The organism is Flavobacterium algoriphilum, assembly GCF_048158655.1.
Lineage (GTDB): Bacteria > Bacteroidota > Bacteroidia > Flavobacteriales > Flavobacteriaceae > Flavobacterium > Flavobacterium algoriphilum.
Map to the genome: position 1 here is coordinate 159,854 of NZ_JBLNKY010000006.1, position 15,908 is coordinate 175,761.

14 protein-coding genes are annotated in these 15,908 nt (G+C 32.6%); 9 read left to right on the forward strand and 5 right to left on the reverse strand.

Going from position 1 to position 15,908, the window contains the following annotated elements:
• Positions 1–6: 6 nt before the first annotated feature.
• Positions 7–1,554, reverse strand: a complete 1,548-nt coding sequence (locus ACM55G_RS11720) for a serine hydrolase (RefSeq protein WP_416844114.1) — start codon at positions 1,552–1,554, stop codon at positions 7–9.
• Positions 1,555–1,585: 31 nt separating this feature from the next.
• Complete coding sequence (locus ACM55G_RS11725; protein WP_416844115.1) at positions 1,586–2,371, reverse strand: TrmH family RNA methyltransferase; 786 nt, start codon at positions 2,369–2,371, stop codon at positions 1,586–1,588.
• Positions 2,372–2,519: 148 nt separating this feature from the next.
• Between ACM55G_RS11725 and ACM55G_RS11730 the strand changes: the two genes are divergently transcribed.
• The 5 genes from ACM55G_RS11730 to ACM55G_RS11750 are packed head-to-tail and all read left to right on the forward strand — an operon-like array spanning position 2,520 to position 7,525.
• Positions 2,520–3,122, forward strand: a complete 603-nt coding sequence (locus ACM55G_RS11730) for a trimeric intracellular cation channel family protein (protein ID WP_416844116.1) — start codon at positions 2,520–2,522, stop codon at positions 3,120–3,122.
• Positions 3,123–3,158: 36 nt separating this feature from the next.
• The gene (locus ACM55G_RS11735) at positions 3,159–4,160 is read left to right on the forward strand and encodes a GNAT family N-acetyltransferase (protein ID WP_416844117.1); all 1,002 of its coding nucleotides are present in this window, start codon (positions 3,159–3,161) and stop codon (positions 4,158–4,160) included.
• Positions 4,157–5,290 carry a DegT/DnrJ/EryC1/StrS family aminotransferase gene (locus tag ACM55G_RS11740; RefSeq protein WP_416844118.1) on the forward strand — a complete coding sequence of 378 codons (1,134 nt, stop codon included), beginning with the start codon at positions 4,157–4,159 and terminating at the stop codon, positions 5,288–5,290. Before ACM55G_RS11735 ends, ACM55G_RS11740 begins: the two co-directional genes overlap by 4 nt.
• A complete protein-coding gene (locus ACM55G_RS11745; protein ID WP_416844119.1) occupies positions 5,290–6,777 on the forward strand; it encodes an oligosaccharide flippase family protein in 1,488 nt (495 codons plus the stop codon). The genes ACM55G_RS11740 and ACM55G_RS11745 overlap by 1 nt, the downstream gene beginning before the upstream one ends.
• Entirely contained in the window at positions 6,770–7,525 is a 756-nt protein-coding gene (locus ACM55G_RS11750; RefSeq protein WP_416844120.1) for an acyltransferase, read from the forward strand. The genes ACM55G_RS11745 and ACM55G_RS11750 overlap by 8 nt, the downstream gene beginning before the upstream one ends.
• Position 7,526: 1 nt before the next feature.
• Here ACM55G_RS11750 and ACM55G_RS11755 read toward each other — a convergent pair whose 3' ends face one another.
• A complete protein-coding gene (locus ACM55G_RS11755; RefSeq protein WP_416844121.1) occupies positions 7,527–8,426 on the reverse strand; it encodes a glycosyltransferase in 900 nt (299 codons plus the stop codon).
• A 52-nt stretch (positions 8,427–8,478) separates the two neighbouring features.
• Between ACM55G_RS11755 and ACM55G_RS11760 the strand changes: the two genes are divergently transcribed.
• Genes ACM55G_RS11760 through ACM55G_RS11770 form a run of 3 tightly spaced genes read left to right on the forward strand, consistent with a single transcriptional unit; the run spans position 8,479 to position 11,062 of the window.
• Complete coding sequence (locus tag ACM55G_RS11760) at positions 8,479–9,579, forward strand: glycosyltransferase (protein ID WP_416844122.1); 1,101 nt, start codon at positions 8,479–8,481, stop codon at positions 9,577–9,579.
• On the forward strand, positions 9,576–9,980 hold the full coding sequence (locus ACM55G_RS11765; RefSeq protein WP_416844123.1) for a sugar 3,4-ketoisomerase: 405 nt from the start codon (positions 9,576–9,578) through the stop codon (positions 9,978–9,980). The genes ACM55G_RS11760 and ACM55G_RS11765 overlap by 4 nt, the downstream gene beginning before the upstream one ends.
• Positions 9,977–11,062, forward strand: a complete 1,086-nt coding sequence (locus tag ACM55G_RS11770; protein ID WP_416844124.1) for a glycosyltransferase family 4 protein — start codon at positions 9,977–9,979, stop codon at positions 11,060–11,062. The genes ACM55G_RS11765 and ACM55G_RS11770 overlap by 4 nt, the downstream gene beginning before the upstream one ends.
• Here ACM55G_RS11770 and ACM55G_RS11775 read toward each other — a convergent pair.
• Positions 11,036–11,956: a glycosyltransferase family 2 protein gene (locus tag ACM55G_RS11775; RefSeq protein WP_416844125.1), complete on the reverse strand. Its 921-nt coding sequence runs from the start codon at positions 11,954–11,956 to the stop codon at positions 11,036–11,038. The two genes, ACM55G_RS11770 and ACM55G_RS11775, sit on opposite strands and share 27 nt — an antisense overlap.
• The gene (locus ACM55G_RS11780) at positions 11,956–12,642 is read right to left on the reverse strand and encodes a cell division ATP-binding protein FtsE (protein ID WP_416844126.1); all 687 of its coding nucleotides are present in this window, start codon (positions 12,640–12,642) and stop codon (positions 11,956–11,958) included. Before ACM55G_RS11780 ends, ACM55G_RS11775 begins: the two co-directional genes overlap by 1 nt.
• A 247-nt stretch (positions 12,643–12,889) precedes the next feature.
• Between ACM55G_RS11780 and ACM55G_RS11785 the strand changes: the two genes are divergently transcribed.
• Positions 12,890–15,904: a tetratricopeptide repeat protein gene (locus ACM55G_RS11785; RefSeq protein WP_416844127.1), complete on the forward strand. Its 3,015-nt coding sequence runs from the start codon at positions 12,890–12,892 to the stop codon at positions 15,902–15,904.
• The last annotated feature ends 4 nt before the right edge of the window (positions 15,905–15,908 follow it).

A 15,908-nucleotide genomic window follows, 5' to 3' on the forward strand; every position in this document is an offset into this window, starting at 1 on the left:
AAATTATTATGGTACTCTTTTGAAATCCAAATCCTGAAAATCATAACTGAAATCTGTTAATTCAGAAATTGGCTTCATTTTTAAAGTTACTGCTTTTCCAGTTGCATCACATTCGAAAAACAAATACGCATCGGCATGAAAATAGGCATTATTCCATTTTACCACAAAATCATTTTCTTTATAGAAAAAAACTTCACCTGAAAGTTGAGGAGAACGTTTTGATACAAAATATAATTTTCCTTTTTTTTGCGAAAGTGTAATATCTCCAAACCAATTATCATTGTAAGTCCCGGTAAAAGTATCGAAGTCTATTTTGATTTTGTCTTTTTTGTTTTTTGCTACGGTTGCCCAAACATCATCAGTGACTTTGTCGGCAGTTGCTACATTTGATTTTAATCGGGTGCTATAAATTGTAACATAATCTTCTGATTTTACTCCTAGATAACTATCTTTTATAGTATTTGTAATGGCGTTAAAAGCTGCACCTGATTGCTGATTTGTTAAAACAATAATTCCTAAATTGAGTTCTGGAAGTAATGTTACTTGGGTGACAATTCCTTCTAATCCGCCTGTATGAGTAGCTTGTTTGTATCCCTTTATGTCACTTAGAAACCAACCCAGTCCATAACCGCTAAAATGGGTATTGTAGGGTGGTTTTGTAGTTACGGGTATTATAGTTTGTAATTGCCACATTTCATTGTGCTCTTTTTCTGAGAATAACTGCTTGTTATCACTACCATATTTTCCATTATTCATTTGCATAATTGTCCATTTGCTCAAATCATTTACACTGGAATAAATTCCGGCAGCCGCATCAAAAAGTTGGTTTTGATAACGCTTGATTACTTTAAGTTTTCCGTCAATAGGAACATGAGGAGCAATAATATTTGTGGTGTCTTTTAATCGTAAAAAGGAGGCTGCACTTTGATTCATTTCTAACGGTTTCATGATGCGTTCTTCTATGAAATCACACCAACTTTGACCACTTACCTTAGCAACAACTTCGCCGGCAACAATGTATAATAAGTTATCGTAATCATACTTAGTTCTAAAAGCTGAAACGGGTTTTAAATATTGTAAATTTTGAATGATATCTTGCGCTGTGAAATTACTTCCGTCAGGCCATATCATTAAATCGCCTGCGCCAAGACCTAATCCGCTGCGGTGTGTCAATAAATCGCGAATTGTAAATTCATTGGTTACATACTCATTATACATCTTGAAATTAGGAAGGTATTTGATGACTTTATCATTCCATTTCACTTTTCCTTCATCAACAAGCATGGTCAGAGCAGCGCTTGTAAACGCTTTACTATTGGACGCAATTCCAAAAAGTGTATTTGCATCCACTTTTTCATTAGTCAAAATTGATTTTACTCCATATCCTTTAGCGTGAATTATTTTACCGTCTTTTACAATGGCTACTGCAATACCCGGAACGTTAAATGTTTTTAATGAGCGTTCTACTAATTCGTCCACTTGAGAAGAACTGATTTGTGCGAAAGAAAGGGTAGTTGCGATTAACGTTAATGCAACGAATAATTTATTTTTCATATTATTTATATTTTTTTTTTAAATCTGCAATCTAAAACCCTCTTTGTCTTTTGGCCTCAAAAATTAGAATCGCTGCTGCAACCGAAACATTCATGGAATCTATTTCGCCTTGCATTGGAATTATAATATTTTGTGTCGCTTCTTTTCTCCATTCTTCTGTCAAACCTGTTGCTTCGGTACCCACAACCAAAGCGGTTGGAGTAGTGTAATCTTGCGTGTGATACGATGTGGAATTTTGCAGAGTAGCACAATAAAAATTGATTTTTCTTTCTTTCAAAAATGCAATAATTTCTGATGTTGTTCCGGTAGCAATTTGGTTGGTGAACAAACAGCCTACGCTCGAGCGCACAATATTTGGATTGTATAAATCACTTTTTGGGTTGGCAATAATCACGGCATCCAGATTGGCAGCATCGGCAGTACGAAGTAGCGCTCCAATATTGCCTGGTTTTTCGGGAGCTTCTGCAACCAGAATTAATGGGTTTTCGGATAATTTTAAATCGGATAATTGCAACGATTTGGTTTTGGCCACAGCCAAAAGACCTTCGGTAGTATCACGATAGGCCAGTTTTTGATAGACTTCTTTGTTGATTTCTATTAAGTCAGCACTGTTAGATAATTTCCTAGCTTCTGCTTCTGAACAAATTTCAGGTAAAAACAGTAGTGTTTCCATTTCGTAACCCCCTTTTATGGCAATCGAAATTTCACGTTTTCCTTCAATTAAGAATGTTCCGGATTGTTTGCGTGCTTTTGCTTTTTCCTGCAATAACATTAAAGATTTTATAACTGGATTTTGTACGGAAGAAATTTGTTTCAATGGAAATGTCGCTTGGTTACTAAGGCGCTAAGTTACTACCTTTTTTTAAATTCTAAAATGCAATATCTACGTATTAGAAAACACGGTTATTGTAATTATTAAGGAGTATTTTCTTTAAATTTGTAAAATCATAAATCCTAAATTATAAGTGTTTCATCTATTAGATATTATCGGTACGATGGCTTTTGCCATGTCAGGGGCATTGACCGCAATGAATAAAAAGCTGGATCCTTTTGGCGTTTTTATCATTGCTTTTGTAACCGCTGTGGGTGGAGGAACATTGCGAGACATTATGATTGGTAGAACGCCGGTGGGATGGATGCTGGACTTAAAGTATGTTTATGTAATAATAATGGGCTTTGTTTTAGCCATCATTTTTAGAAAAAAATTCGATCGTTTACGTACTTCTTTATTTTTATTTGACACGATTGGATTAGGTGTTTTTACATTAATTGGTCTTGAAAAAGGAATAAATATTGGACTTCATCCTGTTATATGTATTGCACTAGGAACCATGACGGCCTGTTTTGGAGGCGTTATTCGCGATATTTTGTGTACTGAAATCCCTGTTATTTTCAGAAAAGAGATTTATGCAACGATTTGTATTTTAGGTGGAATTGTGTTTTTTCTCCTTCGAAAACTGAATTTGGAAAATGATGTTTTATACTTAACCACTTCTTTAGTAATCATTTCAGTTCGCTTGATGGCCGTAAAATACAAATGGTATTTGCCTACTTTAGAACATAAATAAAAAAAAGCTTAATTTAACGAAGTCTAAAACCAAAGTGTGAAAAATTATTCCGTTAAAAAATACCAGGAAAGTGATTGTGAAAATTGGAATGCCTTTATTGGTCAAGCCAAAAATGCTACTTTCTTATTTCATCGTGATTTTATGGAATATCATAAGGATCGATTTGAGGACTATTCCTTGATTGTTTTGTACAAGGATAAATGGGTAGGGGTTCTTTCGGCCAATAGAGTCGGGAATGAAATTTTCTCACATCAGGGATTGACTTATGGCGGATTAGTTTATAATGAAGCGTCTAAACTGACAACTGTAATTACTGCTTTTAGGGCTGTTTTGTTGTTTTTAGAAGCTGATGGAATTGAAAAATTACATGTAAAAACAATTCCATCTATTTATCACACTAAGCCAGCCGAGGAAATTCAGTATGCTTTGTTTTTGGCGGAAGCCCAATTAGTGAGAAGAGATAGTTTGTCTGTTATTGATTTATCTCAAAAATATAATTTTTCTAAAAGTAGAAAAAGAGGGATTCAGAAAGGGAAAACAAACGGATTGGTAATTAAAGAAGAAACTGATTTTAAATCTTTTTGGGATGAAATATTAATTCCAAATTTAGACGAAAGACATGGCGTAAAACCCGTTCACTCTTTAGAAGAAATGAACGTTTTGAAAAGTCTTTTTCCTAACAATATCAGACAGTTTAATGTATATCATAACGGTGAAATTGTTGCGGGAACAACTGTTTTCGAAAGTGAAACGGTAGCACATTGTCAATACATTTCTAAATATGAAAATGACGAGAATCTGGGAAGCTTAGACTTTTTATATAATTACTTAATTACTGAAACATTTGCAGGTAAACGATTTTTCGACTTTGGAATTTCTAATGAATCGCAAGGAAAAAAACTGAATGATGGATTATCGTATTGGAAAGAAAGTTTTGGAGCCAGTACCATAGTTCACGATTTTTACGAAGTGGAAACCGCTAATTATGTTAAGCTGGATTCCTTTTTTACTAAATCAAAAAACATACTTACTAAATGATACCATTTCTCGATTTAAAGAAAATAAACGAGCCTTATCAAAACGCATTTCAAGAAAAATTGAAAACAGTTTTAGAAACGGGTTGGTATATTTTAGGGAATGAAGTCAAAGAGTTTGAAACCAATTTTGCCAAGTATTGCGGGACTGACTATTGTATTGGAACAGGAAGTGGTTTTGACGCTTTAGTTTTAATTTTTAAAGGCTATATACAATTAGGGAAATTGCTAAAAGGTGATGAAGTTATCGTGCCTGCCAATACTTACATTGCCAGTATTCTCGCTATTCTGCAAGCAGATTTAATTCCTGTTTTGGTCGAGCCAAGGCTGGAAACCTACAATATCAATCCCGATTTAATTTCAGAAAAAATTAATTCAAAAACAAAAGCAATTTTAGCGGTTCATCTTTACGGACAATTGGCTGAAATGGATAAGATAAATGAAATTGCTGTAGCAAATGATTTACTGGTTGTTGAAGATGCGGCTCAGGCCCATGGAGCAATCAGAAATCAAGAATCAGCACACGAGACCGCAGGTCGAACTGACGAAGTAATCAAGAATCAAAAATCAAGCGTAGCGTATAGTTTTTATCCAGGAAAAAATCTAGGAGCATTAGGCGATGGTGGCGCAGTAACTACAAATGATTCCGAATTAGCTAAAGTCATTCAGTCACTTAGAAATTATGGTTCAGAAACGAAATATCAGAATGATCATATTGGTATAAATTCAAGATTAGACGAATTGCAAGCTGCTTTCCTGAATGTAAAATTACCTAATTTGGATACTGAAAATGAGCAAAGAAGAAGAATTGCAAAACGGTATTTGTCTGAAATTAATAACGATAAAATTACGCTTCCATTTTGGGATTTTTCAAGCAACCATGTTTTTCATTTGTTTGTTATTCGGACCCCAAATAGACTTGATTTACAGGAATATTTACATCAAAATGGGATTGAAACGGTTATCCATTATCCTATTCCGCCACACAATCAAAAGGCTTTGTCATTTTGGAACCATATGTCTTTTCCGATATCCCAAAAAATTCATGATGAAGTACTAAGTTTGCCCATAAGTCCTGTTTTGACAATGGATGAAGTGGGTTTCATTATAGCGATTTTAAATAAGTATCAATAGTGTCTGATAGTAAAGCAGCATATCGTCAAATAGTTAAAACTACTTCGCTTTTTGGCGGAGTACAATTTTTTACTATTCTTATTTCTATAATTCGGACTAAATTAATTGCTGTTTTCATTGGTCCGGCAGGAATGGGAATTATTACTTTATTGAACTCAGCTGTAAATATTATAGGGGGTATTACAAGTTTAGGAATTGAAACTAGTGGGATTAAACATGTTTCGAGCACTTATAAAAAGGATGATTTAAGTAGTATAGCGACTATTGTAGCAATAGTAAAAAGGCTGGCATTATTAACGGGAATTTTAGGATGTCTTGTTACTGTTTGTCTTTCCAGTTGGCTGAGTCAGTTAACTTTTGGAAATTCAAATCATGTATTTTCGTTTGTTTTTATTTCGATTACGTTGTTGTTTAGACAATTAATGATCGGGGAATTTGTAGTTTTACAAGGTTTAAGGCGAATGAGACTTTTGGCGAAAGCCAATTTTTACGGAAATTTATTTGGCTTGCTATTCTCAATTCCATTGTATTATTATTACCGAATTGACGCTATTGTCCCTACAATTATTGTCGCTTCATTTTGGTCATTAGTATTCTCTTTCTTTTATTCGAAAAAGATAAAATTAAATAAAATTGTCCTTTCGAATGAGCAATTGACCAGCGAAGGAAAAAGTATTATTAAACTGGGAATTCTTTTGACAATAAGTGGTTTGCTGACTTTGCTTTCAACCTATTTAATTCAAATTTATGTTGGAAAACAAGGAGGTTTAGAACAAGTAGGATTTTATAACGCTGGTTTTACATTATTGAATTCTTATGTCGGAATAATTTTCACTGCATTGAGTACCGATTATTTCCCAAGATTAGCTTCCATAAGTGATGAAAACGAAAAAATCAGAACAAGTGTGGTTCAGCAATCTTTCATCTCAATAATGATTATAACACCTATAATTATATTGTTTTTAACGCTAATTCCATTCATTGTAAAAATTATTTACACGCCAAAATTCATTTCGATTATTCCAATGGTTTGTTTCGGGATATTAGCGATGTTGTTTAGAGCAGTTTCCTGGTCAATGGGTTATATTTTGATTGCCAAAGGGGATTCAAAAATGTTTATGAAAACGGCTTTTGGGTTTAACCTTATTTCGTTATTTTTAAATATTTTAGGATATCATTTTTATGGATTGGAAGGACTTGGAATTAGTTTTTTTGTCTTTTATTTGATTCATTTTTTTGGATTAAAAATAATTACTAAAAAAAGATATGGTTTTTATTTTGACTCCGATTTTTATACTATTTATGGTATTTGTTTTTTGATGTGTATGACTACTTTTTTATTTCGATATATTTCAAATTCGATTGTGAAATATAGTTTAATGTCAGCAATGGTTCCCGTTTCAATAGTTTTTGTATTATTTCAAATGAATAAAAAAATGGAACTGAAAGGTTTGTTTAATACGATATTCAAAAAGAGCAATGATTAAAATTTTAAAAAATAATTATAGAAAAGCAAAATTAGGTTATGAAAAGATTCGATTTTTTTATGCTGTAAATTGGACTAAAACCATATATTTTAATTTTAAAAAATTTCCTTTCAGTACCGCCAAAAAACTACCTGTATTTTTTTATGGAACGGTAAAATTTGCCTCAATACCCGGTAAAATAGAAATTGAAGGAAAAATTAAAAAAGGAATGATTGGTTTTGGACAGCCTTACGAAATGAATACGCTCCACAAAGGGATTGCCGAAATTAATATTTTGGGAAAAATAGTATTCAAGGGTCATGTTCAATTTGGGAAAGATTATTTTATCTACATCGGTGAGAATGGCTATTGTGAATTTGGTCACATGTCATCTTTAGGATCTTATGCTAAATTAATTTGTATTGAAAGTATTGTGTTAGGTAATTATGCTCGTTTTGGTTCCGAATGTCAAATTATTGATACTAATTTTCATCCCATGATGAATACAATTACGCAAGAGAAGTTTAAAATGACAGCTCCAATCGTCATTGGAAATTATAATTATGTAGGCAGTAGAGTTTCTATGATGCAGAATACTAAAACTCCGGATTATTGTACCGTTGCTTCCAATAGCTTGTGTAATACCGATTATATTTCCTTTGGTTCAAATATTTTAATTGGCGGTATTCCCGCAAAATTTATAAAAGATGCTATTTCCCGAGATTGGGAAGCGGAAAAAGATTCGTTAAATGCTTATTTGATCGTCTAGTTTAGGAAGCCATCAAATGAATTCTTAGCTTAATTTCCAGCAAAATATACTTTAATAATAGTTTAAGATTGGATGTTTTAGAAGCTAAAATCATCTCAAAATGAATTCGTTTTAATATGGCTTTATTTTCTTCATTTGTTTTATTGAGATCAATTGCTTTTTTTAAAATCAAATAAGTAGAATGATTTATTTTTTGTGCCCTTGAATCTTTCTTCTTAAAAAAATCGGTTCCTAAAGAATTCGGAACAATCCTTTTCTGCATTAGGATATCGTCTATAAAATCAAATTCATAAATTCGGGAAGCACGAATCCAAAAATCCAAATCTTCGTAAACCAGCGTTTCATCATAGCCATTTAAATGGTCAAAAACAGTTTTTTTTATCATCGCCGATACGGAACAAATGCTATCTCCACCTGAAAGAACGGATTTATAAATATCACCTGTTGTTCTTGCGGTAATTACTTTTTGAAAACGATCAACAGGGAAATAATAAGATTCAAATTCACCTTTTTCAGTGATTAATTCAACATTTCCATATACAATTCCGAGATTTTTGTAAGTTGTGTTTTTGAATGCATTTATTTGCGAAGTAACGCAATTGGGTAGTAATACATCATCTGCAGCCAAGTCAATAATATATTCTCCTTTGGCTTTCTTGAGTGCTTTATTAAAAGATTGGGTACTTCCTAAATTAGTTTTATTTGCAATAAATTCAATTTTCGGAAAATCAGTACGCCATTTTTTAATTATTGATTTAGAATTGTCAGTACTGCAATCGTCAACAATAATAAGCTGTATAGACGGATAGTCTTGATTAATTACTGAAAATAAACTCTCCAAAACATAGTCTTCCTGATTGTAACACAAGCAAATAATGGTAACCAAAGGATTGTCTTGCATCTTTTTTTAAAAGTGTTATATTTGATACGAAAATAAGAAATCAATATTGATATTGCCCAACAAAAAATATAAAATTGCTTTAATTGGCTACCGTCTGAGCGGGGGTGGCAGTGACAGGGTTATGGCAACATTATCCATTTTTTTTGAAAAAATGGGCATTGAAGTCCATAACATAATTGTTATAGATGAAATCTCCTATCCCTATTCCGGAAAGCTGGTCAATTTGGGTTTGTTAAAGAATCAAAGTAATGGATTAGTGAATAAATACAAGCGGTTTATGGCAATACGCGGATATCTGAACGCTAATGATTTTGATTTTATTATAGACTTTCGATTTCGTACAAAAGTTATTCAGGAATTAATTTTAGCAAGGTTAATTTATAAAACCAAAACGATTTTTACAGTTCACAGTTTTTTGATAGATCATTATATGCCTAATAATTCTTGGCTGACAAGATTGATGTACAATCATTGTTATGCCAATGTGGCCATTGTTAATCAGGTGAAGGAGCTAATTGTGGATACCCATAATTTAAAAAATGTTGTGACTATTTTTAATCCTGTTAATGTGGATGAAGCGATTGAAAAAGGTAAAGAAACCATCGCTATCCATTTTGATTACATCATTGCAATAGGACACTATGAGAATGCCATAAAGCAATTTGATAAATTAATTTTGAGTTATGCGAACTCAATTCTGCCCAATAAGCAAATTCATCTCGTAATTATAGGAAATGGCGAGCGAGCGCTTTTAGAAAAAATAGCAAAAGAGAAAAAGGTGGATAATTTTGTTCATTTTTTAGGTTACCAAAACAATCCTTTCAAATATTTGATAAAAGCCAAATTTCTAGTTCTTAGCAGTAAAAATGAAGGTTTGCCCAATGTTATTTTGGAATCTTTAGCATGTAGTACTCCAGTTGTAGCATTTGATTGTCCATCTGGGCCAAAAGAAACTATAATTCATTTAAAAAATGGGATTTTAGTGGAAAATCAAAATTGGCAAAACCTTACAAAAGCAATGAATTTATTGGTGTCTGATGAAACGCTATATCGATATTGCAAACAGAACGCATTGGAAAGCATAACCCCATTTTTGTTAAATAAAATAGGAAAACAATGGTTAGATTTAATGAAAATTTATAATACAATATGACTACACTAAAAGATATACAATTACTTAAATTGCCCGTTATAGAGGATACACGAGGGAATTTGGCTTTTGTTCAGAATGACGTTTTGCCATTTGAATTTAAGCGCGTTTATTATCTTTTTGATGTGCCCAGCAATTCCTTTCGCGGCAGTCATTCTCATATTAATCAAAGTGAAGTCCTAATTGCTTTGAGCGGAAGTTTTGAAATTGTTCTAAATGACGGATTCGAAAAAAAATCATTTCTTTTGAATAAACCAAATGTTGGATTGTACATTCCAACGGGGATGTGGCGCGAGTTGGAAAATTTTTCATCCGGAGCAGTTTGTTTAGTTTTTGCATCTGATATTTATAATGCAGACGATTACATCAGGGATTTTGATGAATTTTTGAAATCAAAAAAATGAAATTGCTTTATATTGTTCCGGAGATAAATAATGAAGGGGGAGTGGCCAGAGTACTCTCCATGAAAACAAATTACCTCATTGAGAAATTTGGATATCAAATCCATATTCTTACTCAAAACGAAGGTAGTTTTTCATTGTTTTATATTTTCAATAAGAAAATTGTTTTTCACGATATACTGTTAAATGGTTCGGGTTTTCAGTTTATTAATTCGTATCGAAAAGCCTTAAAGCGTACGATTAAAGCAATTGATCCAGATGTAATTTTAGTTTGTGACAACGGTTTAAAAGCATATACAATTCCCTTTATTTTAAAAACTAAAATTCCGATAATTTTTGAAAGTCACGGTTCTAAATTTATTGAAGAAAAGCGGCAAAATAAATATTTGTCTTCAACAAAAATAAAGTTGTTATTTAAAGATTTTTCAGCAAATAGGTTTACCAAATTTATTGCCTTATCAAACGAAAGTTTGATTGAATGGGATGTGAAAAACGGTCTTGTTATTCCTAATCCTTTATGGTTACAAACTAATATTTCAGCAAAATTAGAAACAAAAAAAGTAATTGTCGTTGCAAGACATTCTTATGAAAAAGGATTAGATAGATTGCTGAGCATCTGGGAAAGAATAGCCAAAATACATCCTGATTGGATTCTTGAAATTTACGGAAAAGACACTGTAGGTTTAAAAGAAGCAGCGAAAAAATTGAAAATAGATTCTAAAATTCGGTTTTTTAATCCTGTAAAAAATATAGAAGAAAAGTATATTGAATCTTCTATATGTGTAATCACATCCCGGTACGAAGGTTTTCCAATGGTGTTAATTGAGGCTATGGCTTGCGGTTTACCGTGTGTTGCATATGATTGTCCTTGTGGACCAAGAGCAATTATAAAAGACAATGTAAATGGATTTTTAATCGAAGATGGCAATGCCGATTTGTTTGTTGAAAAACTAAGTGCTTTAATCGAAAATGCGACATTAAGAATAGAAGTGGGTAACAACGCAAAATTATCCAGCGTAAAATACAACATCGAGGAAATCATGCAAACTTGGAATCAATTATTCATTGGGATCAAAAAGAGTTGATTTTTTTTGATTTAAAGAACAAAGATACCCGATTCTGTATGCGTTAAACAAAAATAAAGAAGGGTTATTAGAAATTAATTGTTTGTATAACATTTTATTTAAGAGGATGTAAAACGAAGCTACTACAAAATTCAGTTTGTATTTTTTGAAAAAATGGTACAAACGTAATATTTTAACGAAATTTGGATCGATTTTATGCTCTAGGTCAATTAAATTCAAGTTGTCTAAGCTGTTCTTTACTTTAGAAATAAAAATGCTGCTTTCATCTATGTCACTATGCTCAATAGGATTGTCTATGTGTTTTACACGGAGGTTTGATAAGCTCGCCTGATAGGCAAAAAGGGTGTCTTCATGGCCATATTTTGTGAGATTTTCGTCAAATTTTATTTGATTAAAACAGTCCTTTTTTATCAACGTATTATTGAACATTAACGTTATGTAGCCGGCTGAATTTCTTCGAGTTGCTGTTTTATCCTCAATGGTTCTCCCGTATTTCCAGCGTAATTTTTGGTTGGAAGAAAAAACCGTTTCAGGATGAACACGTCCGCCATAAATAATATCCACATTTTCAATAGCATCGGCATCAATAAAGTCTTTGACATAATTAGGTTTAATTATGACTGAATCACCGTCTATAAAAAGTAGGTTGATATATTTTGCTTTGGAAGCAAGGAGATTCCTATTCGAACTTAGCCCAATGTTTTTATTTAAAGGAGTAAAAAAACAATTTTCAAGTAAATTTATGGAATTGTTTTCTTCGTTTATTTCGGAATTTGAACCATCATCAATTACAATAATCTCAAAAACTATATTAGATTCCAGACTTTGCCTGTGCAACTCTAAAACGAGTGGATAGACATTATAATTGTATATTGGAACAAGTATGGAAAGCATTATGCCGTTCGTTGCTGAACCACTTCAAAAATTCTGGCATCTTCACATTTCAATGTTTTCGAAGGGAATTTCATCAATAAAGCATAATCGTGAGTCGCCATAATAATGGTTTTTCCGTTGGCATTGATGCTTTTTAACACTTCTAACACTTCGACGCTGGTTTGTGGATCAAGATTTCCAGTTGGTTCATCAGCAAGAATTAATTCAGGATCGTTGAGCAAAGCTCGGGCTATTGCCACGCGTTGTTGTTCTCCTCCGGAAAGTTGATGCGGCATTTTATTGCCAAATTCTTTCATGCCTACTTTATCTAAAACTTCGTCAATTTTTCGTTGCATTTCGGCAATGTCAATCCAGCCTGTAGCTTTAAGAACAAATAGCATATTGTCTTTTACAGTTCTGTCTGGCAGTAATTTGAAATCTTGAAAAACGATTCCAATCTTTCTTCTTAAAAACGGAATGTCATCTTCTTTCAAAGTGGCTAAATCAAAATCTACTATATGACCTTCTCCTTCAGTCAAAGCTAAATCGCCATATAAAGTTTTCATTAAACTACTTTTTCCGGATCCTGTTTTTCCAATGATGTAAAGAAATTCACCATGTTTTACGTCTAAGTCTACGTGGGATAAAATAGATTTACCTTCTTGATAAATATTTACATTTTTTAAAGACAGTATGGATTGTGACATAATTTGCATTTGTTTATGGGGTAAAAGTAATAAGATAACGGTTCTATTCAAAATAAATTCCATCCAATTAAATAGAATTTGGGTAATTATAAATAATTATTGGAAAGTCAAATAGTTTAAAGCGATGAATATATAGTATGAAAGTTAAATTTCACAATGTTTAAAAGAATGTTCATAATAAAAACGAATTGCGATTCGTTATAGAGTTCAGAATATAATACATTTGAATTATTAAAATAAAATCACAATGCGTAAAATTTCTTGGCTCTTCTATTTACCACTTTTCATTATAACTGCTACTATTTCAGCACAAAAATCAACTATTTACACTAGCGATTCAAAAGATTTTAATAAAGCGGTTTCCTTGTTTAATGATGCACAATATGCATCTGCGCAAATTATTTTTAATAAAGTTAAAGAAACTGCCACTACTGAAGAACTGAAATCAGACTGTGCGTATTATGCTGCTAACTGCGCTATTCGTACTAATCAGGCAAACGCTGATGAATTAATGGAGCGATTTGTTTCGGATTATCCAACAAGCGTAAAACAGAATCAGGCGTATATAGAAGTGGCTCATTATCATTTTGATCAAGGGAACTATCCGCAAGCCTTACAATGGTTTGATAAAGTGGATGAAAGCCAATTAAGCGCTAAAGACCGAGATAAATTTAATTTCCAGAAAGCCTATAGTTTTTTTAATTCTAAAAAGAAAAAAGAAGCAACAGTCTATTTTAATAAAGTGGTTAATTCTGCTGAATATGGTTCTCAGGCTAAATATTATTTGGGATTCATGGCTTATGAAGGAGACGATTACAAACAAGCGACAAAATATTTTGATGAAGTTTCAGGCGAAGAAAAATACAAAGAGAAACTTTCATATTACCAAGCGGATATGAACTTTAAGTTGGGGGATTTTCAAAAAGCAATTGATTTAGGTGGAAAAGCCATGGCTAAATCAAATCCTGCTGAAAAATCAGAGTTGAATAAAATCATTGGCGAAAGCTATTTTAATTTAAAAAAATACGACACTGCAATTCCCTATTTGGTAGCCTATAAAGGGAAAAAAGGAAGATGGAATAATACCGATTTTTACCAATTAGGCTATGCGTATTACAAACAAAAAGACTACGAAAATGCCATTTCTCAGTTTAATAAAATTATTGGTGGAAAAGATTTTGTGGCGCAAAATGCATATTACCATTTGGGAGAAAGTTACCTGAATACGGATAAAAAGCAACAAGCTTTAAATGCTTTTAAAAATGCTTCAGAAATGAATTTTGATGCCGCTATTCAAGAAGATGCGAGTTTAAATTATGCGAAATTGAGTTATGAATTAGGAAATTCCTATCAGAGTGTACCCGCAGTTTTACAAGCTTTCCTGAATAAATATCCCGATAATGCAAGCCGTTCAGAGGTTGAGAAATTGTTGATTGATTCTTATATTTCTTCTAAAAATTACAAAGAAGCTTTAGTCTTATTGGAAAGAAACAAATCGCCAGAAAATAAATTAGCGTATCAAAAAGTGCTTTTTTATAGAGGTTTGGAATTATATACTGATGGGAATTATGAGGAAGCTCTGAAAATGTTTTCGAGATCTATTAATGAACAAAGAGATGCTGTTTTTACTGCCAGAGCCACTTTCTGGAAAGGAGAAACAGAGTATGTTTTGAATGATTTCAAAAGTGCTTTGTCGAGTTTTAAACAATTTATAGCTTCATCCCAAGCTGCAACAACACCAGAATATAAAAACAGTAATTACAATATTGCTTACACGTATTTCAAATTGAAAGAGTACGATCAAGCAGGGAATTATTTTCAAAGTCAAATAGAAAAAGTGAAAGACGATAAAGTGCGTTTGAATGATTCCTATTTGCGTTTAGCAGATTGTCGTTTTGTAACTTCAAAATACGGAGCAGCGATGGATGCGTATGTAAAAGTCATAGAATCCAAAAGTGTAGATGCGGATTATGCCTATTTCCAAAAAGCAATTTGTTACGGATTTATTGCTAAAAATGATAAGAAAATAGAGGAGTTAAACGCTTTTTTACAATTATATCCAAAATCAGAATACAGAGACGACGCCCTTTTTGAACTTGGAAATACATATGTAGCCGAGAATAAAACGGATCTTGCGGTAAAGACATACGACCGATTAAATACGGAATTCAAAAGAGGTTCTTTTACTTCCAGAGCAATTTTGCGTCAAGGTTTAGTGTATTACAATTCAGATAAAGACGAACAAGCATTGGTGAAATTTAAAAAAGTAGCAGCTGATTTTCCTAAATCTCCAGAAGCATTAGAAGCTGTTGCAACTGCTCGATTGATTTATGTAGATAGCGGAAGGGTGGATGAATATGCGAACTGGGTGCGTACTTTGGATTTTGTCGCAGTTACTGATGCAGAACTTGATAATGATACCTATGAAGCTGCTGAAAAACAATTTCAACAAAATAACACGAAACAGGCAATCACTGGATTTAGTGGTTATGTTGCTAAATTCCCACGAGGGATTCATGCTTTGCAGGCTAATTATTACTTAGCGCAATCTTATTTTTCTGATGGGTCAGAAAGCAAGTCTATTGCTAATTATGAATTTGTAATAGCACAATCCAGAAGCGAATATACGGAACAATCTTTATCGCGATTGGCTCAAATTTTCCTTAAAAATAAAGACTATGATAAAGCAATACCGGTATTATCTCGTTTAGAAAATGAAGCGGATATTTCTCAGAATAAAACATTTGCACAATCGAATTTGATGAAGTCGTATTACGACAAGAAAGATTATCCAAATTCAGTTATTTATGCGGAGAAGGTTTTAATGAATCCTAAAACAGATGATAATGTAAAAAGTGATGCGCAAATCATAATCGCCCGCGCCGCAATTGAAACGGGTGATGAAGAAAAAGCCCGAACTGCTTACGCAAAACTAATGACAATTGCCAAAGGAGAATTGGCTGCTGAAGCGTTGTATTATGACGCTTACTTTAAAAATAAAGAGGAAAAATTTGAAGTATCAAATGTTGCGGTTCAAAAATTAGCGAAGAATTATTCGAGTTATAAATATTTTGGGGCCAAAGGATTAGTCTTAATGGCGAAAAACTTCTATGGATTAAAAGACAGTTATCAAGCAACCTATATTTTAGAAAACGTAATTCAAAATTTCACTGATTTTCCAGCTGTTGTTTCGGAAGCACAAACAGAATTGGACGCTATTAAATCTGAAGAATCTAAAACAAATTCATCAATTATCAAATAATTTA

What these genes read in the sequence shown, in the direction of transcription:
- ACM55G_RS11720 (WP_416844114.1), bottom strand. Translation starts at nt 1,554, where the DNA reads ATGAAAAATAAATTATTCGTTGCATTAACGTTAATCGCAACTACCCTT.
- ACM55G_RS11740 (WP_416844118.1), top strand. Translation starts at nt 4,157, where the DNA reads ATGATACCATTTCTCGATTTAAAGAAAATAAACGAGCCTTATCAAAAC.
- ACM55G_RS11750 (WP_416844120.1), top strand. Translation starts at nt 6,770, where the DNA reads ATGATTAAAATTTTAAAAAATAATTATAGAAAAGCAAAATTAGGTTAT.
- ACM55G_RS11755 (WP_416844121.1), bottom strand. Translation starts at nt 8,426, where the DNA reads ATGCAAGACAATCCTTTGGTTACCATTATTTGCTTGTGTTACAATCAG.
- ACM55G_RS11765 (WP_416844123.1), top strand. Translation starts at nt 9,576, where the DNA reads ATGACTACACTAAAAGATATACAATTACTTAAATTGCCCGTTATAGAG.
- ACM55G_RS11770 (WP_416844124.1), top strand. Translation starts at nt 9,977, where the DNA reads ATGAAATTGCTTTATATTGTTCCGGAGATAAATAATGAAGGGGGAGTG.
- ACM55G_RS11775 (WP_416844125.1), bottom strand. Translation starts at nt 11,956, where the DNA reads ATGCTTTCCATACTTGTTCCAATATACAATTATAATGTCTATCCACTC.
- ACM55G_RS11780 (WP_416844126.1), bottom strand. Translation starts at nt 12,642, where the DNA reads ATGTCACAATCCATACTGTCTTTAAAAAATGTAAATATTTATCAAGAA.
- ACM55G_RS11785 (WP_416844127.1), top strand. Translation starts at nt 12,890, where the DNA reads ATGCGTAAAATTTCTTGGCTCTTCTATTTACCACTTTTCATTATAACT.